Source organism: Arthrobacter halodurans, assembly GCF_041877255.1.
GTDB classification, from domain to species: Bacteria; Actinomycetota; Actinomycetes; order Actinomycetales; family Micrococcaceae; genus Arthrobacter_N; species Arthrobacter_N halodurans.
In genome coordinates this window covers 1-18,156 of sequence record NZ_JBHDLJ010000011.1, presented here as the reverse complement: position 1 = coordinate 18,156, position 18,156 = coordinate 1, and the positions used below count along the sequence as shown (strand labels likewise).

15 protein-coding genes are annotated in these 18,156 nt (G+C 72.2%); 4 read left to right on the top strand and 11 right to left on the bottom strand.

The features are described 5' to 3' along the window. Window positions 1-14 precede the first annotated feature (14 nt). Window positions 15-1,934 carry an AMP-binding protein gene (locus ACETWP_RS12780; RefSeq protein ID WP_373972641.1) on the bottom strand — a complete coding sequence of 640 codons (1,920 nt, stop codon included), beginning with the start codon at window positions 1,932-1,934 and terminating at the stop codon, window positions 15-17. Window positions 1,935-2,207: 273 nt separating this feature from the next. Between ACETWP_RS12780 and ACETWP_RS12775 the strand changes: the two genes are divergently transcribed. From ACETWP_RS12775 to ACETWP_RS12760, 4 genes are read left to right on the top strand one after another with little or no spacing between them, the layout of a single operon-like run. Continuing rightward, window positions 2,208-2,858 carry a GntR family transcriptional regulator gene (locus tag ACETWP_RS12775; RefSeq protein WP_373972640.1) on the top strand — a complete coding sequence of 217 codons (651 nt, stop codon included), beginning with the start codon at window positions 2,208-2,210 and terminating at the stop codon, window positions 2,856-2,858. Then, window positions 2,855-4,372: an MmgE/PrpD family protein gene (locus tag ACETWP_RS12770; RefSeq protein ID WP_373972639.1), complete on the top strand. Its 1,518-nt coding sequence runs from the start codon at window positions 2,855-2,857 to the stop codon at window positions 4,370-4,372. The genes ACETWP_RS12775 and ACETWP_RS12770 overlap by 4 nt, the downstream gene beginning before the upstream one ends. 1 nt (window position 4,373) lies before the next feature. Further along, on the top strand, window positions 4,374-5,303 hold the full coding sequence (gene prpB, locus ACETWP_RS12765; RefSeq protein ID WP_373972638.1) for a methylisocitrate lyase: 930 nt from the start codon (window positions 4,374-4,376) through the stop codon (window positions 5,301-5,303). 22 nt (window positions 5,304-5,325) lie between these two features. After that, on the top strand, window positions 5,326-6,471 hold the full coding sequence (locus tag ACETWP_RS12760; RefSeq protein WP_373972637.1) for a bifunctional 2-methylcitrate synthase/citrate synthase: 1,146 nt from the start codon (window positions 5,326-5,328) through the stop codon (window positions 6,469-6,471). Here ACETWP_RS12760 and ACETWP_RS12755 read toward each other — a convergent pair. The 10 genes from ACETWP_RS12755 to ACETWP_RS12710 form a co-directional block, all read right to left on the bottom strand. Next, window positions 6,468-7,088, bottom strand: coding sequence for an 8-oxo-dGTP diphosphatase (locus ACETWP_RS12755; RefSeq protein ID WP_373972636.1), 621 nt, complete (start codon window positions 7,086-7,088; stop codon window positions 6,468-6,470). The genes ACETWP_RS12760 and ACETWP_RS12755 overlap by 4 nt on opposite strands. Window positions 7,089-7,189: 101 nt before the next feature. After that, a complete protein-coding gene (gene xerD / locus ACETWP_RS12750; protein ID WP_373972724.1) occupies window positions 7,190-8,179 on the bottom strand; it encodes a site-specific tyrosine recombinase XerD in 990 nt (329 codons plus the stop codon). Between the two features lie 21 nt (window positions 8,180-8,200). Then, the gene (locus tag ACETWP_RS12745) at window positions 8,201-8,920 is read right to left on the bottom strand and encodes an NUDIX domain-containing protein (RefSeq protein WP_373972635.1); all 720 of its coding nucleotides are present in this window, start codon (window positions 8,918-8,920) and stop codon (window positions 8,201-8,203) included. A 2-nt stretch (window positions 8,921-8,922) separates the two neighbouring features. Then, window positions 8,923-10,617: a CTP synthase gene (gene pyrG, locus ACETWP_RS12740; protein WP_373972634.1), complete on the bottom strand. Its 1,695-nt coding sequence runs from the start codon at window positions 10,615-10,617 to the stop codon at window positions 8,923-8,925. Between the two features lie 43 nt (window positions 10,618-10,660). Beyond that, on the bottom strand, window positions 10,661-12,394 hold the full coding sequence (gene recN, locus ACETWP_RS12735; RefSeq protein ID WP_373972633.1) for a DNA repair protein RecN: 1,734 nt from the start codon (window positions 12,392-12,394) through the stop codon (window positions 10,661-10,663). Then, on the bottom strand, window positions 12,391-13,401 hold the full coding sequence (locus tag ACETWP_RS12730) for an NAD kinase (RefSeq protein WP_373972632.1): 1,011 nt from the start codon (window positions 13,399-13,401) through the stop codon (window positions 12,391-12,393). The genes recN and ACETWP_RS12730 overlap by 4 nt, the downstream gene beginning before the upstream one ends. A gap of 57 nt (window positions 13,402-13,458) precedes the next feature. Beyond that, entirely contained in the window at window positions 13,459-14,256 is a 798-nt protein-coding gene (locus ACETWP_RS12725; RefSeq protein ID WP_373972631.1) for a TlyA family RNA methyltransferase, read from the bottom strand. Continuing rightward, complete coding sequence (locus tag ACETWP_RS12720; protein WP_373972630.1) at window positions 14,253-14,459, bottom strand: hypothetical protein; 207 nt, start codon at window positions 14,457-14,459, stop codon at window positions 14,253-14,255. The genes ACETWP_RS12725 and ACETWP_RS12720 overlap by 4 nt, the downstream gene beginning before the upstream one ends. A 42-nt stretch (window positions 14,460-14,501) precedes the next feature. Continuing rightward, window positions 14,502-15,479 (bottom strand): HAD-IIA family hydrolase, encoded by a 978-nt coding sequence (locus ACETWP_RS12715; RefSeq protein WP_373972723.1) that lies wholly within the window; start codon window positions 15,477-15,479, stop codon window positions 14,502-14,504. A 15-nt stretch (window positions 15,480-15,494) separates the two neighbouring features. Beyond that, the gene (locus tag ACETWP_RS12710; protein WP_373972629.1) at window positions 15,495-17,942 is read right to left on the bottom strand and encodes a hypothetical protein; all 2,448 of its coding nucleotides are present in this window, start codon (window positions 17,940-17,942) and stop codon (window positions 15,495-15,497) included. Window positions 17,943-18,156 lie beyond the last annotated feature (214 nt).

The following is an 18,156-nucleotide window of genomic DNA, read 5'->3' as shown; positions in this document are numbered from 1 at the left end:
GGCCCGGTGGGCCCCTACCGTCCCGGGCGCAGGAACGGCAGGAGCGCCTCGATCACGGCCGGGTCCTCGATGGTCGAGGGCACGGAGTAGGCCTTGCCGTCGGCGATCTGCCGCATGGTCTTCCGCAGGATCTTGCCGGACCGGGTCTTCGGGAGCGCCTCCACGACGCGCACCTCGCGGAAGTCCGCGACGGGCCCGATCTGCGCCCTGACCATGCCGACCAGCTCGGCGGCCAGCCGTTCCTCGGTGATGTCCGCCCCGTGCTTGAGCACCACGTACCCGCTCGGCCGCTGGCCCTTCAGCTCGTCGGCGACGCCGATGACCGCGCATTCGGCGACTGCCGGGTGGGAACCCAGCACCTGCTCCATGGCGCCGGTGGACAGGCGGTGCCCCGAGACGTTGATGACGTCGTCGGTCCGCCCCATGACGAACAGGTAGCCGTCGTCGTCGAGGTAGCCCGAGTCCCCCGTGGCGTAGTGTCCGGGGAACTGCTCGAGGTACGAGGCGACGTAGCGGTCGTCGTTGCCCCAGAGGGTGGCGAGCGTGCCCGGGGGCAGGGGCAGCCCGAGCGCGATGTTGCCCTCGGTCCCGGGGCCCACGGGCGAGCCCAGGGCGTCGAGGATGCGCACGGCGTACCCGGGAACCGGGACCGACGGGGATCCGGCCTTGAGCGGCAGGGGCTCCAGCCCGACCGGGTTGGCCGCGATCGGCCACCCGGTCTCCGTCTGCCACCAGTTGTCCACCACGGGGACGCCGAGGATCCTGCCCGCCCACGCGTAGGTGTCCGGGTCCAGGCGCTCGCCGGCCACGAACAGCGTGCGCAGCGCGGAGACGTCGCGCCCGGCCAGCAGGGACGCCTCCGGATCCGCCTTGCGGATCGCGCGCAGGGCGGTGGGCGCGGTGAACATCACGGCCACCCGGTGCTGCTCCACGAGCCGCCAGAAGGCGCCGGCGTCCGGGGTGCCCACGGGCTTGCCCTCGTACAGCACCGTGGTCGCGCCCGCGATCAGGGGGCCGTAGACGATGTAGGAGTGGCCCACCACCCATCCGACGTCGGAGGCGGTCAGCATGGTGTCGCCCTCCCCCACGCCGTAGATGTTGCGCATCGACCAGGCCATCGCGACGGCGTATCCGCCGGTGTCGCGCACCACGCCCTTCGGCGCGCCGGTCGTCCCGGAGGTGTAGAGGATGTACAGGGGGTCCGTCGACGCGACATCGACGGGCGGCGCCGGCTGCGCGGCGGCCGCGAGCTCCTCCCAGTCGTGCCACGCCGCGCCGTGGTCCCGGTAGTCGGCGAGCGCGGCGGCGAAACCGTCGCGGTGCTGGACGACCACGTGGGGCACCCGGTGTTCCGCCGCCTCGAGCGCGGCGGCGACGGCGGGAAGGTACTCCACGCGCCGGGAGGGTTCGATGCCTCCCGTGGCGGTGACGACGGCCGCGGGACGGGCGTCGTCGATGCGCGCCGCCAGCTCCTTGGGGGCGAAGCCGCCGAAGACCACGGAGTGCACCGCGCCGATCCGGGCGCAGGCAAGCATGGCGACGACGGCCTGGGGCACCATGGGCAGGTAGATGATGACGCGCTCGCCGGCCGTGACGCCCAGGCCCTTCAGCACTCCGGCGAACAGCTCGACCTCCCGCAGCAATTCCGCGTAGGTGTACGTGCGCACGGTGCCGAGCATCGCCGAGTCGTACACGAGCGCCGCGCGGTCCCCGTGGCCGGCCGCGACGTGGCGGTCCAGGGCGTTGACCGTGATGTTGAGCCGCCCGTCGGGAAACCACCCGTAGAGCGGGGCCCGCGAGTCGTCGAGCGCGCGGGACGGGGGCACCGACCAGTCGACCGCTGAGGCCGCCCGGAGCCAGAAGGCCGCCGGGTCCCGGACGCTCGCCGCGTAGGCGTCGGCGTAGGCGGTGTGTTCGCTGCCGGAGGGCGACATCGGGTCTCCTTGTGCTCGTGGTCGGCCGGCTGCCGGTCGACCGGGGTCGTGCTCGGGACCGTCCGTGGTTCCCCGGACGGCCGCGTGCGCCGCGCGGCTGCGGCCCGGGTAGTGCCGGGCCGCAGCCGGCGGGGCGGACGCTTCCCCCAGAGTATGGTGCGCGTCACACGGCCTCAAGGTGCGTGTATACACATTGGGCGTCTGATCGCTCAGCGGACGGACTAGGGCGGCGAACGGCGGGCAATTCCACGCATTACTGTATACACTGGTCCCATGAGGGCAAGTGATAGGGCCTACGCGGAGCTGCGTCGGGACATCGTGGAATGGCGGCTTCCGCCGGGCACGGTCCTGGGCGAGGTCGAGCAGGCCGAACGGCTCGGCGTGTCGCGGACGCCGTTGCGCGAGGCGCTGTCGCGGCTGGCCGCCGACGGCCTGGCCGTCCAGCAGCGGGGCCGCGGCGCGGTCGTTTCCGACGTCTCGCTCGAGCACGTCGACGACCTCTTCGGGCTGCGGCGGGCGCTGGAGGTCGAGGCGGCGCGCATCGCGGCGCGCTCCGGCGTCGCGGCCCCGTTCTCCGCCCTCGCCGAGCGCTTCTCCGCGGCCGCCGGACACATCGGTCCGCGGGAGCCGAGCGCCCCCTACTACGGCCTCGCCGCCGAACTCGACGCCGCGGTCGACGCGGCGGTCGACAACCCGTACCTCGAGCAGGCCTTGCGCGGCCTGCGCGTGCACCTGGCCCGGGTCCGCCGGCTGGCCCAGGACGACCCGCAGCGGCTGCGCGCATCCGCCGCGGAACACGCCGCGATCGCGCGGGCGATCGCCTCCGGCGACCCGGAGCTCGCCGCCGCGGCCACGATGCTGCACCTCCACCACAGTCTCGACCACATCAAAGCCCATGCAGGATCCAGAGAGGACACCCCATGATCAACCACGCCGTCCGCGTGTACCGCTCCGAGGAGAACCTTCCCCGCGAGGACCAGCTCGCCCACAAGATCGCGGCCGTCGCGGCCGACCCGGTGGACGTCACCGACGAGGTGACCGAGATGGTCATCAACCGCGTCATCGACAATGCCTCCGTGGCCATCGCCTCGCTCAACCGTGGGCCCATCGTCGCCGCCCGCGCCCAGGCGCTCGCGCACGGGCCCTCTACCGGCGGCCGCGGCGCCTGCGTCTTCGGCATCGCCGAGCGGGTCTCGCCCGAATGGGCTGCGTGGGCCAACGGCGTCGCCGTCCGCGAGCTCGACTACCACGACACCTTCCTGGCCGCCGAGTACTCCCACCCCGGCGACAACATCCCGCCGATCCTCGCCGTCGCCCAGCACACCGGCGCCTCGGGCCGGGACCTCGTCCGCGGGATCGCGACCGGCTACGAGATCCAGGTGGACCTCGTGAAGTCCATCTGCCTGCACAAGCACAAGATCGACCACGTGGCCCATCTCGGCCCCTCGGCCGCCGCGGGCATCGGGACGCTGCTGGGGCTCGACGTCGAGACCATCTTCCAGTCCGTCGGTCAGGGCCTGCACACCACCACGGCGACCCGGCAGTCGCGCAAGGGCGAGATCTCCACGTGGAAGGCGCACGCCCCCGCGTTCGCCGGCAAGATGGCCGTCGAGTCCGCCGACCGCGCCATGCGCGGCCAGACCTCCCCCGTGCCGATCTACGAGGGCGAGGACGGCGTCATCGCCTGGATGCTCGACGGGCCCGACGCCCGCTACGAGGTGCCCCTCCCGGCGGCGGGCGAGCCCAAGCGCGCGATCCTGGACACCTACACCAAGGAGCACTCCGCGGAGTACCAGGCGCAGGCGTGGATCGACCTCGCACGCAAGCTGCACCGCGAGCACCCCGAGACCACGGACCCCGCCAACGTGCGCGCCGTCCTCATCAAGACCAGCCACCACACGCACAACGTCATCGGCTCCGGGGCGAACGACCCGCAGAAGTACGACCCCACCGCGTCGCGGGAGACCCTGGACCACTCCATCCCCTACATCTTCACGGTGGCCCTCCAGGACGGCGCGTGGCACCACGTGGACTCCTACTCCCCCGGGCGCGCCGCGCGCCCGGACACCGTGGAGCTGTGGCACAAGGTCACGACCGAGGAGGACCCGGAGTGGACGCGGCGCTACCACTCGGTGGACATCGCGGAGAAGGCCTTCGGCGGCTCGGTCGAGATCACGCTGGCCGACGGCACGGTGGTCACCGACGAGATTGCGGTGGCCGACGCCCACCCGCTCGGCGCGCGGCCGTTCGCGCGCGAACAGTACGTCCACAAGTTCCGCACCCTGGCCGAGGGGCTCGTGGAGCCCGCCGAGATCGAGCGCTTCCTGGCCGCCGCGGAGCGGCTCCCCCAGCTGGCGGCCGGCGAGCTGGACCAGCTGAACATCCAGGCCGCGCCGGGAGTCGTCGACCTCGCGGCCGCGCCGAAGGGGTTGTTCTAGCATGCTGTACTCCACGGTCACGCCGGAGCAGAAGCGCGCCGCCCTGCGCTCCCTGCTGGTGCCGGGCACCGCGCGGCAGTTCCCGGGCGCCTTCAATCCGCTGTCCGCGCGGCTCATCGAGGAGAAGGGCTTCGACGGCGTCTACATCTCCGGCGCCGTGCTCGCCAACGACCTCGGGCTGCCGGACATCGGCCTCACGACCCTCACCGAGGTGGCGCAGCGTGCCGGCCAGATCGCCCGCATGACGGATCTCCCGTCGCTCGTGGACGCCGACACGGGCTTCGGCGAGCCGATGAACGTCGCGCGGACCATCCAGGAGCTGGAGCACGCCGGGCTGGCCGGTTGCCACATCGAGGACCAGTTCAACCCCAAGCGCTGCGGCCACCTCGACGGCAAGAACGTCGTCGGGCTCGACACGGCGGTCCAGCGGATCGCCGCGGCGGCCGACGCGCGGCGCGACCCGAACTTCCTCGTCATGGCGCGCACCGACGTCCGCGCCGTCGACGGGCTGGACGCCGCGATCGACCGGGCGAAGGCCCTGGTCGACGCCGGGGCCGACGCGGTCTTCCCGGAGGCGATGCGCGACGTGTCCGAGTTCGCCGCCGTCTGCGCGGCGGTGGACGTGCCCGTGCTGGCCAACATGACCGAGTTCGGCAAGAGCGACCTGTTCACGCGGCGCCAGCTGGCCGACGCAGGCGTCGCGATGGTCATCTATCCCGTCACCCTGCTGCGCAGCGCCATGGGCGCCGCCGAGCGGACGCTCGACGCGATCGCCGCACACGGCACCCAGGAGAGCGAGGTGCCGAATATGCTGACCCGCGTGAGACTCTATGAGCTAGTGGACTACGAGGCCTACAACCGTTTCGACACCGGCATCTTCAATTTCCAGGTCCCCGGCCTGGACATCGACGGCAACAACGCCAACCCGTAAGAGTTCGAAGGAGAGCACCGCCATGGGCGAGACCGACATCAAGGACATCAAGAAGGGGCTCGACGGGGTCGTGGCCGACTACACGGCCGTCTCGAAGGTCAATCCGGACACCAACTCGCTGCTCTACCGGGGCTATCCGGTGCAGGAGCTCGCCGCGCGGAAGAGCTTCGAGGAGGTCGCCCTGCTGTTGTGGACCGGGGAGCTGCCCTCCGCCGACGAGCTCGCGGAATTCACCGCGTTCGAGCGCTCGCACCGCGCCATGGAGGCGAACGTCAAGGCAGCGATCGACCTGCTGCCGCTGACCTGCCACCCGATGGACGTGGCGCGGACCGCGGTGTCCGTGCTCGGCGCCAACCACCCGCTGGCGGAGGACTCCTCCCGCGAGGCGGAGCTGAGCAAGGCGAAGTCGCTGCTGGCGCAGTTCCCCGCGGCCGTGGCGTACGACCAGCGGCGCCGGCGGGGGCAGGAACCCGTGGAGCCGCGCGAGGACCTCGACTACTCGCAGAACTTCCTGTGGATGACGTTCGGCGAGGAGGCGGCGCCGGCGGTCGTCGACGCCTTCCGCGTCTCGATGGTCCTCTACGCGGAGCACTCCTTCAACGCCTCCACCTTCACCGCCCGCGTCATCACGTCGACGCTCTCGGACCTGCACTCGGCGGTCGTCGGCGCCATCGGCGCGCTCAAGGGGCCGCTGCACGGCGGGGCCAACGAGGCCGTGATGCACACGTTCGAGGAGATCGGCATCCGCAAGGACGAGTCGCGGGCGGAGGCGGCCACGCGGGCCAAGGCGTGGATGGAGGACGCGCTGGCGCAGAAGAAGAAGGTCATGGGCTTCGGGCACCGGGTCTACAAGAAGGGCGATTCGCGGGTTCCCACGATGAAGTCCGCGCTGGACGCGATGATCGAGCACTTCGGGCGCGACGAGATGCTGGGCCTCTACGACGGCCTGGAGCAGGCCATGGGCGAGGCGAAGAACATCAAGCCGAACCTCGACTACCCGGCGGGCCCCACGTACCACCTGATGGGCTTCGACACGCAGATGTTCACGCCGCTGTTCATCGCCTCGCGCATCACCGGGTGGACCAGCCACATCATGGAGCAGCGCGCCGCGAACTCGCTGATCCGCCCGCTGTCGGAGTACAACGGCCCCGACGAGCGCCACCTCTAGGCGCCGGGCCCCGTTCGCGCCGACCGGGACCCGTTCGGTCCCGGCGGCGGGGGCGGGCCGGGTCCCGGGTCCCCGGTGGTCCGGGCGACGTCGGTCCGGGCGACGGCGGTCCCGTCGGTGACCCTGCCGTCGAATGCGCTCCTGTCGACGGCCACGTAGCCGGCGACCGTCTCGTTGTCCGGACCCAGCACCACCGTGACGTCGAGACGCCGGCCCGCGAGGACCTCCGGAAGCCAGCGGGACGAGTCGTCCCACATCGCCGCGGTGGGCAGCGCGTCCGCCCGGCACCAGGCGGGCTCCAACTCGTCCGACTCGCGGGCGGTCCCGACCGCGGCGCGGGCCAGGAACACCACGCAGTCCATGTCCGACGCGGGCCGCGCCGGGAACCTGAAGGCGATGCTCGCCACGTCCTCGAGGTCCCGCGGGTCCGCGACGAGCGAGGTCTCCTCGGCGAGCTCGCGTGCGGCGGCCTCGGCGGGGCTCTCTCCGGCCTCGACCTTCCCGCCCGGCGCGACCGTCTTGCCCCGCCCGAAGCCCTTTTTCTTGCGGCCCAGCAGGACCCAGACGGTTCCGTCGCCCTCGCGGACGGGCAGGCACAACACGACGGCGACGGGCATGGCCCCAGTGTAGCCGCGGCGCCGCGGCCGGTTTCCGGTCCGCGTTGCGGCCCGGTCTTCGGGCCCGTCGTTCGGGCGGCGTGGGGTTCGGCTGCCGCGGCCTAGGCGAGGGCGCGCGGGTGCGCGGCGGCGTAGACCTCGCGGAGCGTCTCTGCGGTCACGCGGGTGTACACCTGCGTGGTGGTCACGGAGGCGTGCCCCAGCAACTCCTGCACGACGCGCACGTCCGCGCCGCCTTCGAGGAGATGGGTCGCGAACGAGTGCCGCAGCGTGTGCGGCGAGACGGGCTTGTCGATCCCCGCGCGCTCCGCCGCGGCCTTCAGCACCGTCCACGCGGACTGCCGGCTGAGCCGGCCGCCGCGCACGTTGAGGAACAGCGCGGCCGTGCCGACGCCCTTGGCCGCGAGGACCGGCCTGCCGCGGACCAGGTAGGAGTCCAGCGCGTTCGCGGCGTAGGAGCCCAGCGGCACGATCCGCTCCTTGGACCCCTTGCCGAAGAGGCGCACCACCGCGGGGCCGTCCTCCGGCCGCTCCAGGTGGAGATCGTCGACGTCCAGGCCCACGGCCTCGCTGATGCGAGCCCCGGTGGAATACAGGAACTCCAGCAGCGCCCGGTCGCGCTGCCCGGCCTCGGTCTCGGTCGGCACGGACTCGAGGATCGCCGTCACCTCGGCGACGCTGATGGCCTTGGGGAGCCGCTGGCCTGCGGCCGGCGGGTGGAGGTCGACGGCCGGGTTGTCCGGCGTCGTCCCCTCCAGGGCCCAAAAGCGGTGGAGGCCGCGGACGGCGACCACGCAGCGGGCGGCCGACCGCGCGCTCAGGGGCGAGCCGCCGTCCGATCCGTCGCGGAGCGCCTGCGCGAAGTCCGTGAGGGTCCGGCCGTCCACGGCCTCGGCCGACCCGACGCCGCGCGCCTGGAGGAAGGTGGCGTAGCGGGCCAAGTCGCGCCGGTACGCGGCGATGGTGTTCAGGGCCATGCCGCGTTCCACGGCCAGGTGCTGCAGGTAGGCGGACATCTGCCGGCCCGGACGGGTTCCCTCGAGCGCGGCCCGCGGGTCCTGCTTGCCGCCCGGAACCCCCTCAGCAATCACCGCCGACACGGTCGGCCGCCCTCAGGACCCGGACGGCGGCGCGTCGGCCGCCGTCGGATCCGTAGCCGCCGGATCCGTCGCCGCCGGATCCGTCGCGCGAAGCTTCGGATGGGCCTCCCAGGGCGCGTCCGACGGCCGCAAGGCGGCGAAGTCGCCGGAGGACGCCGCCCGGCAGGCCAGGATGCCCGCCACGGCCGAGGGGTTGTGGATGCGGCCGGCGAGGACGGCGTCGACGGCCTCCGCCAGGGGGACCCAGCGGATTTCCATGTCGGCTTCCTCGTCCGTGCGCGCGTGGCGCTGCCCGTGGGGGACCTCCGCGGGGCCGCGGGCCAGGAAGATGCGGATGGCCTCGCTGGAGGATCCGGGCGAATTGAACATGTCGGCCAGCACGTGCCAGGTGGCGGCGGTCAGGTCCGCCTCCTCGGCCAGCTCGCGCGCCGCGGCGTCGACGGGCGGCTCGCCGTCCACGTCCAGCAGGCCGGCGGGGATCTCCCACAGGGTCATGCCCACGGGGTGGCGGTACTGGTTCAGGAGCAGGACGCGCCCGTCGTCGTCGAGCACCACCACGGCCACGGCGCCGGGGTGGTCGATGTAGTCGCGCACGAGCGGTTCCTGGTCCGTCGAGTACTCGAAGCGGTCCTGCACGACGTCCCAGATGCGGCCGCGGTACACGGTCTCGGAAGACAGCAGGTGGCGGCGGCTGACCTCGTCGGCCAGCCCGCCGCCACCCTCCGGACGCATGGCTACTTCCCGGCCTTCTGGTGCTCCAGGGCGGCCTTGATCAGCCCGGCGAACAGCGCGTGCGGGCGCGTCGGCCGTGAGCTCAGTTCCGGGTGCGCCTGCGTGGACACGTAGTACGGGTGCACGGACTTCGGGAGCTCGACGTACTCGACGAGCTTTCCGTCGGGGGACGTGCCGGAGAACACCAACCCGGCCTCCTCGAGCTGCGCGCGGTAGGCGTTGTTGACCTCGTAGCGGTGCCGGTGCCGCTCCGAGACGCTCGTCGCCCCGTAGGTCTCGGCGACCACGGAGCCGTCCGCGAGGGTGGCCTCGTACAGGCCCAGGCGCATGGTGCCCCCCATGTCGCCCTTGCCCTCGACGATGTGCAGCTGCTCGGCCATCGTGGCGATGACCGGGAACTCCGTGTCCGGGTCGAACTCGGTCGACGACGCGCCGGCGAGCCCGGCGACGTTGCGCGCGTACTCGATGACCATGCTCTGCAGCCCCAGACACAGGCCCAGGGTGGGCAGCCGGTGCTCGCGGGCGTGGGTCAGCGCGCCGAGCTTGCCGTCGAGGCCACGGATGCCGAATCCGCCGGGGACGCAGATCGCGTCAACGCCGGAGAGCGCGGCGGCCGCGCCCTCTTCGGTGGCGCAGTCGTCGGAGGGGACCCAGCGGATGGAGACCTTCGACTTGTTGGCGAACCCGCCGGCGCGGAGCGCCTCGGTGACGGACAGGTAGGCGTCCGGAAGGTCGATGTACTTGCCGACCAGCGCGACCTCGATGGTGTGCCGGGGGTTGTGGACGGCGTCCAGCAGGCGGTTCCACTCGCTCCAGTCGACGTCCTTGAACTTCATGCCGAGGGACTGCACGATGTACGCGTCCAATCCCTGCTCGTGGATCGTGACCGGGATGTCGTAGATGCTCGGCGCGTCGGCGCAGTTGATGACCGCCTCGGCGTCCACGTCGCAGGTCCGGCCGAGCTTGACCCTCATGTCCTCGGGGATCTCGCGGTCCGAGCGGATGACGAGCGCGTCAGGCTGGATGCCGATGGACCGCAGCGCGGCCACGGAGTGCTGGGTGGGCTTCGTCTTGAGCTCCTGCGAGGGGCCAATGAACGGCACCAGCGACACGTGGACGAAGAAGACGTTGTTGCGCCCGATGTCCTGGCGGACCTGGCGGGCGGACTCGAGGAACGGCTGGGACTCGATGTCCCCGACCGTGCCGCCGATCTCGGTGATGATGACGTCCGGAGCGTTCTGGGACTCCGCCGGCAGGCGCATGCGCCGCTTGATCTCGTCGGTGATGTGCGGGATGACCTGCACGGTGTCCCCGAGGTAGTCGCCGCGGCGTTCCTTCTCGATGACGGTCGAGTACACCTGCCCGGTGGTCACGTTGGCCGAGCCGTCGAGGTTCTCGTCGAGGAAGCGCTCGTAGTGGCCGATGTCGAGGTCGGTCTCGGATCCGTCGTCGGTGACAAACACCTCCCCGTGCTGGAACGGGTTCATCGTTCCGGGATCGACGTTCAGATACGGATCCAGTTTCTGCATGGTGACGGAAAGGCCGCGCGCCCGAAGCAGGTGACCGAGGCTGGAAGCCGTCAGTCCCTTGCCCAGGGACGAGGCCACGCCACCGGTGACGAAGATCTGTTTGGTAGTTTCGGAGGACCGGGAATCACGGGAAAAAGTTCGCTGCACCACGGAATTCGAGCCTACCATCATTTCGCCGGACGGGTCGGGATCACTGTAGCCGACCGACCCGTCAGAACGCCGCCACTGCCCGCTGCGCCTCGGCCAGAAGCTCCTCGGCGTGCGCCTGCGCGGTGTCGGAGTGCTCCTGGCCGGCGAGCATCCGCGCCAGTTCGCGCACGCGCTGGGCGTCGTCGAGCAGCACCACGTCGCTGGCCGTGAACCCCGCGCCGCCGTCCGCCGCGGCGTCGGAGTTCTTGATCACACGGATGTGCCGGTCGGCGTAGGCGGCCACCTGCGGCAGGTGCGTCACCACGATCACCTGCACGTGCCGGGCCAGCATCGCCAGCCGGCGGCCGATCTCGACGGCGGCCTTGCCTCCTACCCCGGCGTCCACCTCGTCGAAGACGAAGGTCGGCACGGGGTCGGCCTCGGCGAGGACCACCTCGATCGCCAGCATGACCCGCGAAAGCTCGCCCCCGGAGGCACCCTTCCCCAGCGGCCGCGGCGCGCTGCCGGCGTGCGGGCGCAACAGCATCCGGATGTCGTCCCGGCCGTTCCGGGAGTGTTCCAGGGTCGGCTGGACCTCGACGACGAAGCGCGCGTCCGGCATGGCCAGCGCGGCGAGTTCGGCGCTGACGCGCTCGGACAGAAGCGCCGCGGCGTCACCGCGCACGGTGCTGATCGTCTCTCCCAGCGCATCCAGCGCGGCGGACAGCTCGGCCTCCTCCGCGGTGAGGGCATCGATGCGGCCGGAGTCGTCCTGCAACTCGTCGAGCCGGCCGCGCGCCCGCTGCGCCCACGCGATGACCTCGTCGACGCTGGGCGCGTACTTGCGGATGAGCCGGTTGAGGTCCGCACGCCGGGACTCGATCTCCCCGAGGCGCTCCGGGCCCTCCGAATCGAGCGAGGACGCGTAGCTGGCCAGCTCGGCGGACACGTCGGCCATGAGGTAGCCGATCTCCGCGAGGCGGCCGGCCAGGTCCTTGAGCGCGGGGTCGTCCTCCTCGACCTGCTCGAGCGCGCGCTTGGCGGCGTCGATCAGCACCACGGCGTCGGGCCCGTCGCTGAACTCGTCGGCAGCCAGCGCGCCCTTCGCCACCGTGGCGGCCGTGCGCAGGCCCTCCACGTTGGCGAGACGCTGGGCGTGGGCCTTCAGGGTGTCGTCCTCCCCCGGCTCGGGGTCCACCGCGTCGATCTCCTCCAGGGCCAGCTGGAGCGCCTCGGCTTCGCGGAGCCGCTCGCGGGACTGGGACACCAGCTCCTCGCGCGTCGCGCGGACCTCCTTCCACCGGTCGAACGCGCGGCGGTACTCCGCCAGGGGCCCCACGAGCGGGGCGCCGGCGAACCTGTCGAGGGAATCGCGCTGCGCCACGGCCCCCTTGAGCCGCAACTGGTCCGTCTGGCCGTGGACGGCCACCAGGCCCTCGCCCAGTTCGGCCAGCACGCCCACGGGGGTCGCGCGCCCGCCGACCGCCGCACGGCTGCGGCCCTCGGCGCTGAGCACACGGGCGATGATCAGTTCGGCGACGTCGCCGTCCGGGTCCACCAGGGCGCCGGCCTCCTCGGCGCGCGCCAGCACCGCGCTGTCGCGGGGCAATCGCACCGTCGCCTCGGCCACGGCCTGCTTCGCGCCGTGCCGCACGGCGCCGGAGTCCGTGCGGCTGCCCAGCAGCATGCCGAGGGCGGTCACGACCATCGTCTTGCCCGCGCCGGTCTCGCCGGTGACCACGGAGAGCCCCGGTCCGAGTGGCAGCGTGGCGCCGTCGATCACGCCGAGGTCGGTGATGCGGATTTCCTCGATCACGGGCGGTGCTCCGTTTCGGCGCGGGGCTCGTAGTGGCGGGGCTCCACGACCTGCATGGCCGGGGTGACGAGGGGGATCGCACTCGTCGCCGTCTCGCGGTCCTGCGCCGGCACGGGACCGCGCCACCCGCGGGTGGGCAGTTCGAACTTCCGGACCAGTCGCTCGCTGAAGGGCGTCCGGTTGACGCGGGCCAGCCGGACCGGCTTCTTGGACCGCGTGACCTCGACGCGCGAACCCGGCGGGAGGTCGACCGTGCGGCGCCCGTCGCACCACAGGACCGCCTGCGCGTCGGTGCGCGTGAGGATCTCCAGGGCCATGGTCGACGTCGGCGCGACGACCAGCGGCTTGGCGAAGAGCGCGTGGGCGCTGATCGGCACCATGACCAGCGCCTCGACCTCCGGCCACACCACCGGCCCGCCGGCGGAGAAGGCGTACGCCGTGGAGCCCGTCGGCGTGGCCATGACCATGCCGTCGCAGCCGAAGGTGCTGATCGGGCGCCCGTCGACCTCCATGACGACCTCGATCATCCGCTCGCGGTTGGCCTTCTCGACGGCGGCCTCATTGAGGGCCCAGGTGTGGGCGGTCCGCCGGTTGCCCAGCCAGACCTGCACGTCGATCGCCATGCGCTCCTCGACGGTGTACTCCCGGTTGACCACCCACTCCACGGTCTGCTCGAGGTCGGCGCGCTCGCTCTCGGCAAGGAACCCCACGTGTCCGAGGTTGACGCCGAGCAGCGGGACGGCCGAGTTCCGCACCAGTTCCGCCGCGCGCAGGACGGTGCCGTCGCCGCCCAAAACCATGCCGAGGTCGATCTGGTCCAGCTCGGCGTCCTCCCCGAGGATCTCGACCTCGAGGGTCTCGCCGTCGATCGTGTTGCGCAGATTCTGCAATTCAAGGCGCCGCATCACCGGGATCAGTCCCGATGCGCGAAGGCTCAGGCAGGTGTCGAGGGCGGCCTGCAGCGCGTCTGTCCGGCCGGTGTGCGCCAGGACCAGGATCCTTCTCATGCGTTCCTTCCGTCGGCGGCTGCCCGATGCCCGCGTATCCACGGGGCGGGGTTCACCTCAAGAATAGTCAACTCCCGCGAGCACGGCCGCCGCGTTCGCCCCCGGTGGAGAAGCCCCGCCGTCGGGCCGGCGCATCCACAGGAAGAACTCGACGTTGCCGTCCTGTCCCGGCAGCGGGCTCCGGGCGAGGCCGGCGAGCCGCAGCCCGGCCGTCGTTCCGGCCGCCACGACCCCTTCGACGGCCCGCCGACGCCAGCCCGGGTCGGTCACGACGCCGGTGCGGGCCAGGTTGTCGCGGCCGACCTCGAACTGCGGCTTGACCATGAGAACCAGATCGCCGCCGGGGCGTGTCGCGGCGGCCAGGGGCCGGACGACGAGGGTCAGGGAAATGAAGGAGAGATCCGCGACGACCAGGTCCACCGGGCCGCCGATGTCGGCGGGGTCCAGGTGGCGGACGTTCAGGCCCTCCCGCGCGTCGACGCGCGGGTCATCCCGGAGCTGCGGCACCATCTGCCCGTGTCCGACGTCGACGGCGACGACGCGGCCCGCCCCGCGGCGCAGCAGCACGTCGGTGAAGCCGCCGGTGGAGGCCCCGGCGTCGAGGCAGCGCCTGCCGGCGACGCCGACGGAGCCGAAGACCTCCAGGGCGCCGGCGAGCTTGTGCCCGGCGCGGCTCACGTAGTCCGCATCGTCCGCCGGCAGGACCTCGACGACGCTGCCGTCGTCGACCGCGCGGGCGGCCTTGGGCGAGGGGACGCCGTCGACCAGCACGCGCCCCTCGCCGACGAGTTTGGCGGCGTGCGTGCGCGAGCGCGCGAGGCCCCGGGCGACGAGCGTCTGGTCCAAACGCGTCATGCCTCGGCGCCGCTGTCGTCGAGCGCGGCGCGCAGGTCGTCGTGGACGGACTCGTAGGCCGCCCGGTGGTCCGCCAGGGGCAGTGCCGGCAGCTCGTCCAGCGGCGCGAGGCGCGCGTCGATGCCGGGGTCTCCCGTGGTCGGCGACACGCCGGGCCAGTCGGCGGCGCGCGGCTCCACGGGCGTGGGGTCCTGCTGGGTCACGGAATCCTCCATCTGGCTGGCTCGGCGATCGGGCGGGGACACTCAGCCGGCCGTGAACTCGGGCTCCGGCGTCGTCGGGGCGTCCGCCCGCGGATGCGCCGACCACCAGGCGGCGCAGGCGGCGCGCCAGGCGTCGAGGTCCTCGGGCGAGCCGTCGACACGCAGGAGTCCGCCGTCGGCCGTGGCGCGGGCGTCGCCGCAGGCGAACCCCGCGCCGCTGGCCTCGACGGCCGGATAGGGGCGGTACAGGTCCGTGAGGTCGTTCAGCAGGAAGTCCGGCCGTTCCGCGTGGCGCGCCGCGAGGACACTGCGGGGAGAGTCGATGCCGGTGAACACGACGGCCGTCGCGTAGCCGGCGCGGTTGCCACCGAGGATGTCGGTGTCGAGCCGGTCCCCCACCACCAGCGGCCGGGCGGACCGGAGGCGCTCGGCGGCGCGGTGGAACAGGCGGGGCTCGGGTTTTCCCGCGACGTGCGGGACGGTGCCCGTCGCCGCGGCGACCGCCTGGACCAGCGCCCCGTTGCCGGGGGCGATGCCCTCTGCGCGGGGAATCGTCAGGTCGGTGTTCGTGGCCACCCAGACGGCGCCGCCGGCAACGGCGTAGGACGCCTGGGCCAGGTCCGACCAGCCGAGCGCTGGGTCGAATCCCTGGATCACGGCATCGGGTCGATCCGAGGCGGCTCCCACCGGCCGGAGCCCGCGGGCGGCGACGCAGTCGCGGAGGTAGCCGCTCCCCACGACCAGGACCCGCCCGCCGGGTCCGATGAGGCCGGCCAGCAGGTCGCTCCCGGCGTCGGCCGAGCCGAACACACGCTCCGCGGTCGCCGGGGCGCCGAGGTCACGCAGGTGCTCGGCCACGGCCCCCGGCGATCGGGAGGCGTTGTTGGTGATGTAGGCCAGTTCCACGCCGGCCCCGGCGAGGCGCCCGAGGGACTCGATGGCACCCTCGATCGCACCGGGGCCGGCGTACACGACGCCGTCGAGATCCGAGAGAACGGCGTCGTAACCCGCGATCAACATGGGCAAGCGGCCTTCCTAGCGGTCGTCGTCGCTGGGGTCGATCGTCGTCGGATCCTGGGCGGCGGCGGGGTCGGGAGCGTCGGCGTCGTCGGCCTCGGCCCCATCCTCTGCGCGCTCGTCGTCCTCGTCGTCGTCCTCGTCGTCGTCCGGATCCAGGTCCGGCTCGTCGGTGGAGTCCCAGTCATCGGTGCTGTCCGGATCGATGTCACCCTCGGTGTGGCCGGGCAGGGCGTCGTCGCCGGTCGCGGCGGGCGCGGTCGCGTCGGCGTCCGGGTTGGCCCCCGTCTCAACCGACACGTCCCGCAGACCGTCCTCGGCGTCGATTCCGGCGGCCGCCGGCGCCTGCTCGACGACGTCCTTGGCACGGGGCTTGCGCTGCGGCTCGTCCTCGTCGTCCTCGTCGAAGTCCATGATCTCCGGCTCGGCGAACTCGCCGACGCCCAGGGCGTTTTCCGCGACGCTGACCTGGCGGCGCCACAGCGCGGCCTCCTCGTTCTTGCCCAATGCCTCCAGGGCATCCGCGTAGGCGGCGAAGAGGCGCGGGCTGAACGAGAACGCGCGGTTGATGTCCAGCTGCGGAATCTGCAGCTCGGCCAAGGCCTCCTCGAGGTGGCCGAGGTCGGTCTGCGCGCCGGAGGCCACGATCGCCATCTCGACCTGCGCGGGGGCGTCGAGCATCTTTGCCTCGTCGCTCCGGGCCAATTCGAGCGCCTTCTCGGGCTTGCCGAGACCACGCTCGCAGTCGGCCATGATCGGGAGGTGGATGTTCGATCCGCTGATGCGGCGGAACGTCCGGAACTCGCGCAGCGCGTCGGCGTAGTTGCCCGCCGCGTAGGCCGTCAGACCCACCGCTTCCCTGACGACGGCGACGCGGCCGCCGCGGCGGCTGGCGGCCAAGGCGTGCTCGTAGGCGAGCTCGGGCTCGAGGTCGATCAGGCGACCCGCCATGACGAGGTGCTTGGAGACCCAGTCGAGGTTCTTCTCGTCGAGGTAGCGCAGTTCGGCCTTCGTGACGCGGTCCAGTTCCTTGCCGGTGACGTCGTCATCGATCTCCGGGGAGCGCGGTCGGTCGGCGCGGTTGGCGCTGCGCAGGTCGGCGGGATTGTGCGCGGCGCGCTCGCCTTCGGCCACACCAGGGAAGGACCGGGTGTCGTCGCCGAGGTTCTCGCGGCGCGGCCGGTCGAAACCACCGCTGCGGGCTCCACCCTTGTAGCCGCCTTCGCGGCGGTCGCCGGAGGGACGGTCCGTGGTGCCGCGGTATCCGCCCACGTTGCGGTCCCCGCCCTTGTATCCGCCTTCGCGGCGGTCGCCGCCCTTGTAGCCGCCTTCGCGACGGTCCCCGGAGGGACGATCGCTCGAGCCACGGTATCCGCCTTCGCGGCGGTCGCCGGAGGGACGGTCCGTATTGCCGCGGTAGCCGCCCTCGTTGCGGTCGCCCGATGGACGGTATCCGCCCTCTCGACGGTCGCCCGAGGGACGGTCCGTGTTGCCGCGGTAACCGCCCTCGTTGCGGGCTCCACCCTTGTAGCCGCCTTCGCGGCGGTCGCCGGAGGGACGGTCCGTGTTTCCGCGGTAGCTGCCTTCGCGGCGGTCGCCGCCCTTGTAGCCGCCTTCGCGGCGGTCGCCCGAAGGACGATCCGTGGTGCCGCGGTATCCGCCTTCGCGACGGTCTCCGGAGGGACGGTCCGTGTTGCCGCGGTAGCCGCCCTCGTTGCGGTCGCCCGACGGACGGTATCCGCCCTCTCGACGGTCCCCGCCCTTGTAGCCACCTTCGCGACGGTCGCCCGAGGGACGATCGCTCGAGCCACGGTATCCACCCTCGCTGCGGTCGCCACCCTTGTAGCCACCCTCACGGCGGTCGCCGGAGGGGCGATCATTCGAGCCGCGGTATCCGCCTTCGCGGCGGTCGCCGGAGGGACGATCGCTCGAGCCGCGGTATCCGCCTTCGCGGCGGTCTCCGGAAGGGCGGTCCGTGTTGCCGCGGTAGCCGCCCTCGTTGCGGTCGCCCGACGGACGGTATCCGCCCTCTCGACGGTCCCCGCCCTTGTAGCCACCTTCACGGCGGTCCCCGCCCTTGTATCCGCCTTCGCGGCGGTCGCCGGAGGGACGGTCCGTGTTTCCGCGGTATCCGCCCTCGTTGCGGTCGCCACCCTTGTAGCCACCTTCGCGACGGTCGCCCGCCGGACGGTAGCCACCCTCACGGCGGTCGCCGGAGGGACGGTCGGTGTTTCCGCGGTAGCCACCTTCGCGACGGTCGGCCGCCGGACGGTCACTCGAGCCACGGTATCCGCCCTCGTTGCGGTCACCGGACGGACGGTAAGTACCCTCACGACGGTCGGCGCCACCTTTGTAACCACCCTCGCGGCGGTCACCGCCAGTGGGGCCACGGCCACGGCTGCCGGAATCCGGCTTGTTGAACTGGCGCGGGTTGCCCCCGCCGGAGTTCCTTTGATCTTCAGCCACTGTGGCCGTTCCTCTCTGAGGCGCGCGATTTCCGCGCCTGGGTGTCTATTCAACTGCTGATGGCAGAACGTGCCTCGAAAATTTCGACTCATTCAATCTTAGTCGAACCACTCACCGTCGCAGGTGGGTGATGCCGGCTATCACACCTGGACCAAACCGCGGGTGCCGCGGTGGGTGTGGAGTTCTTAGCGGTCCGGTTCCGTGGATGCGGTCC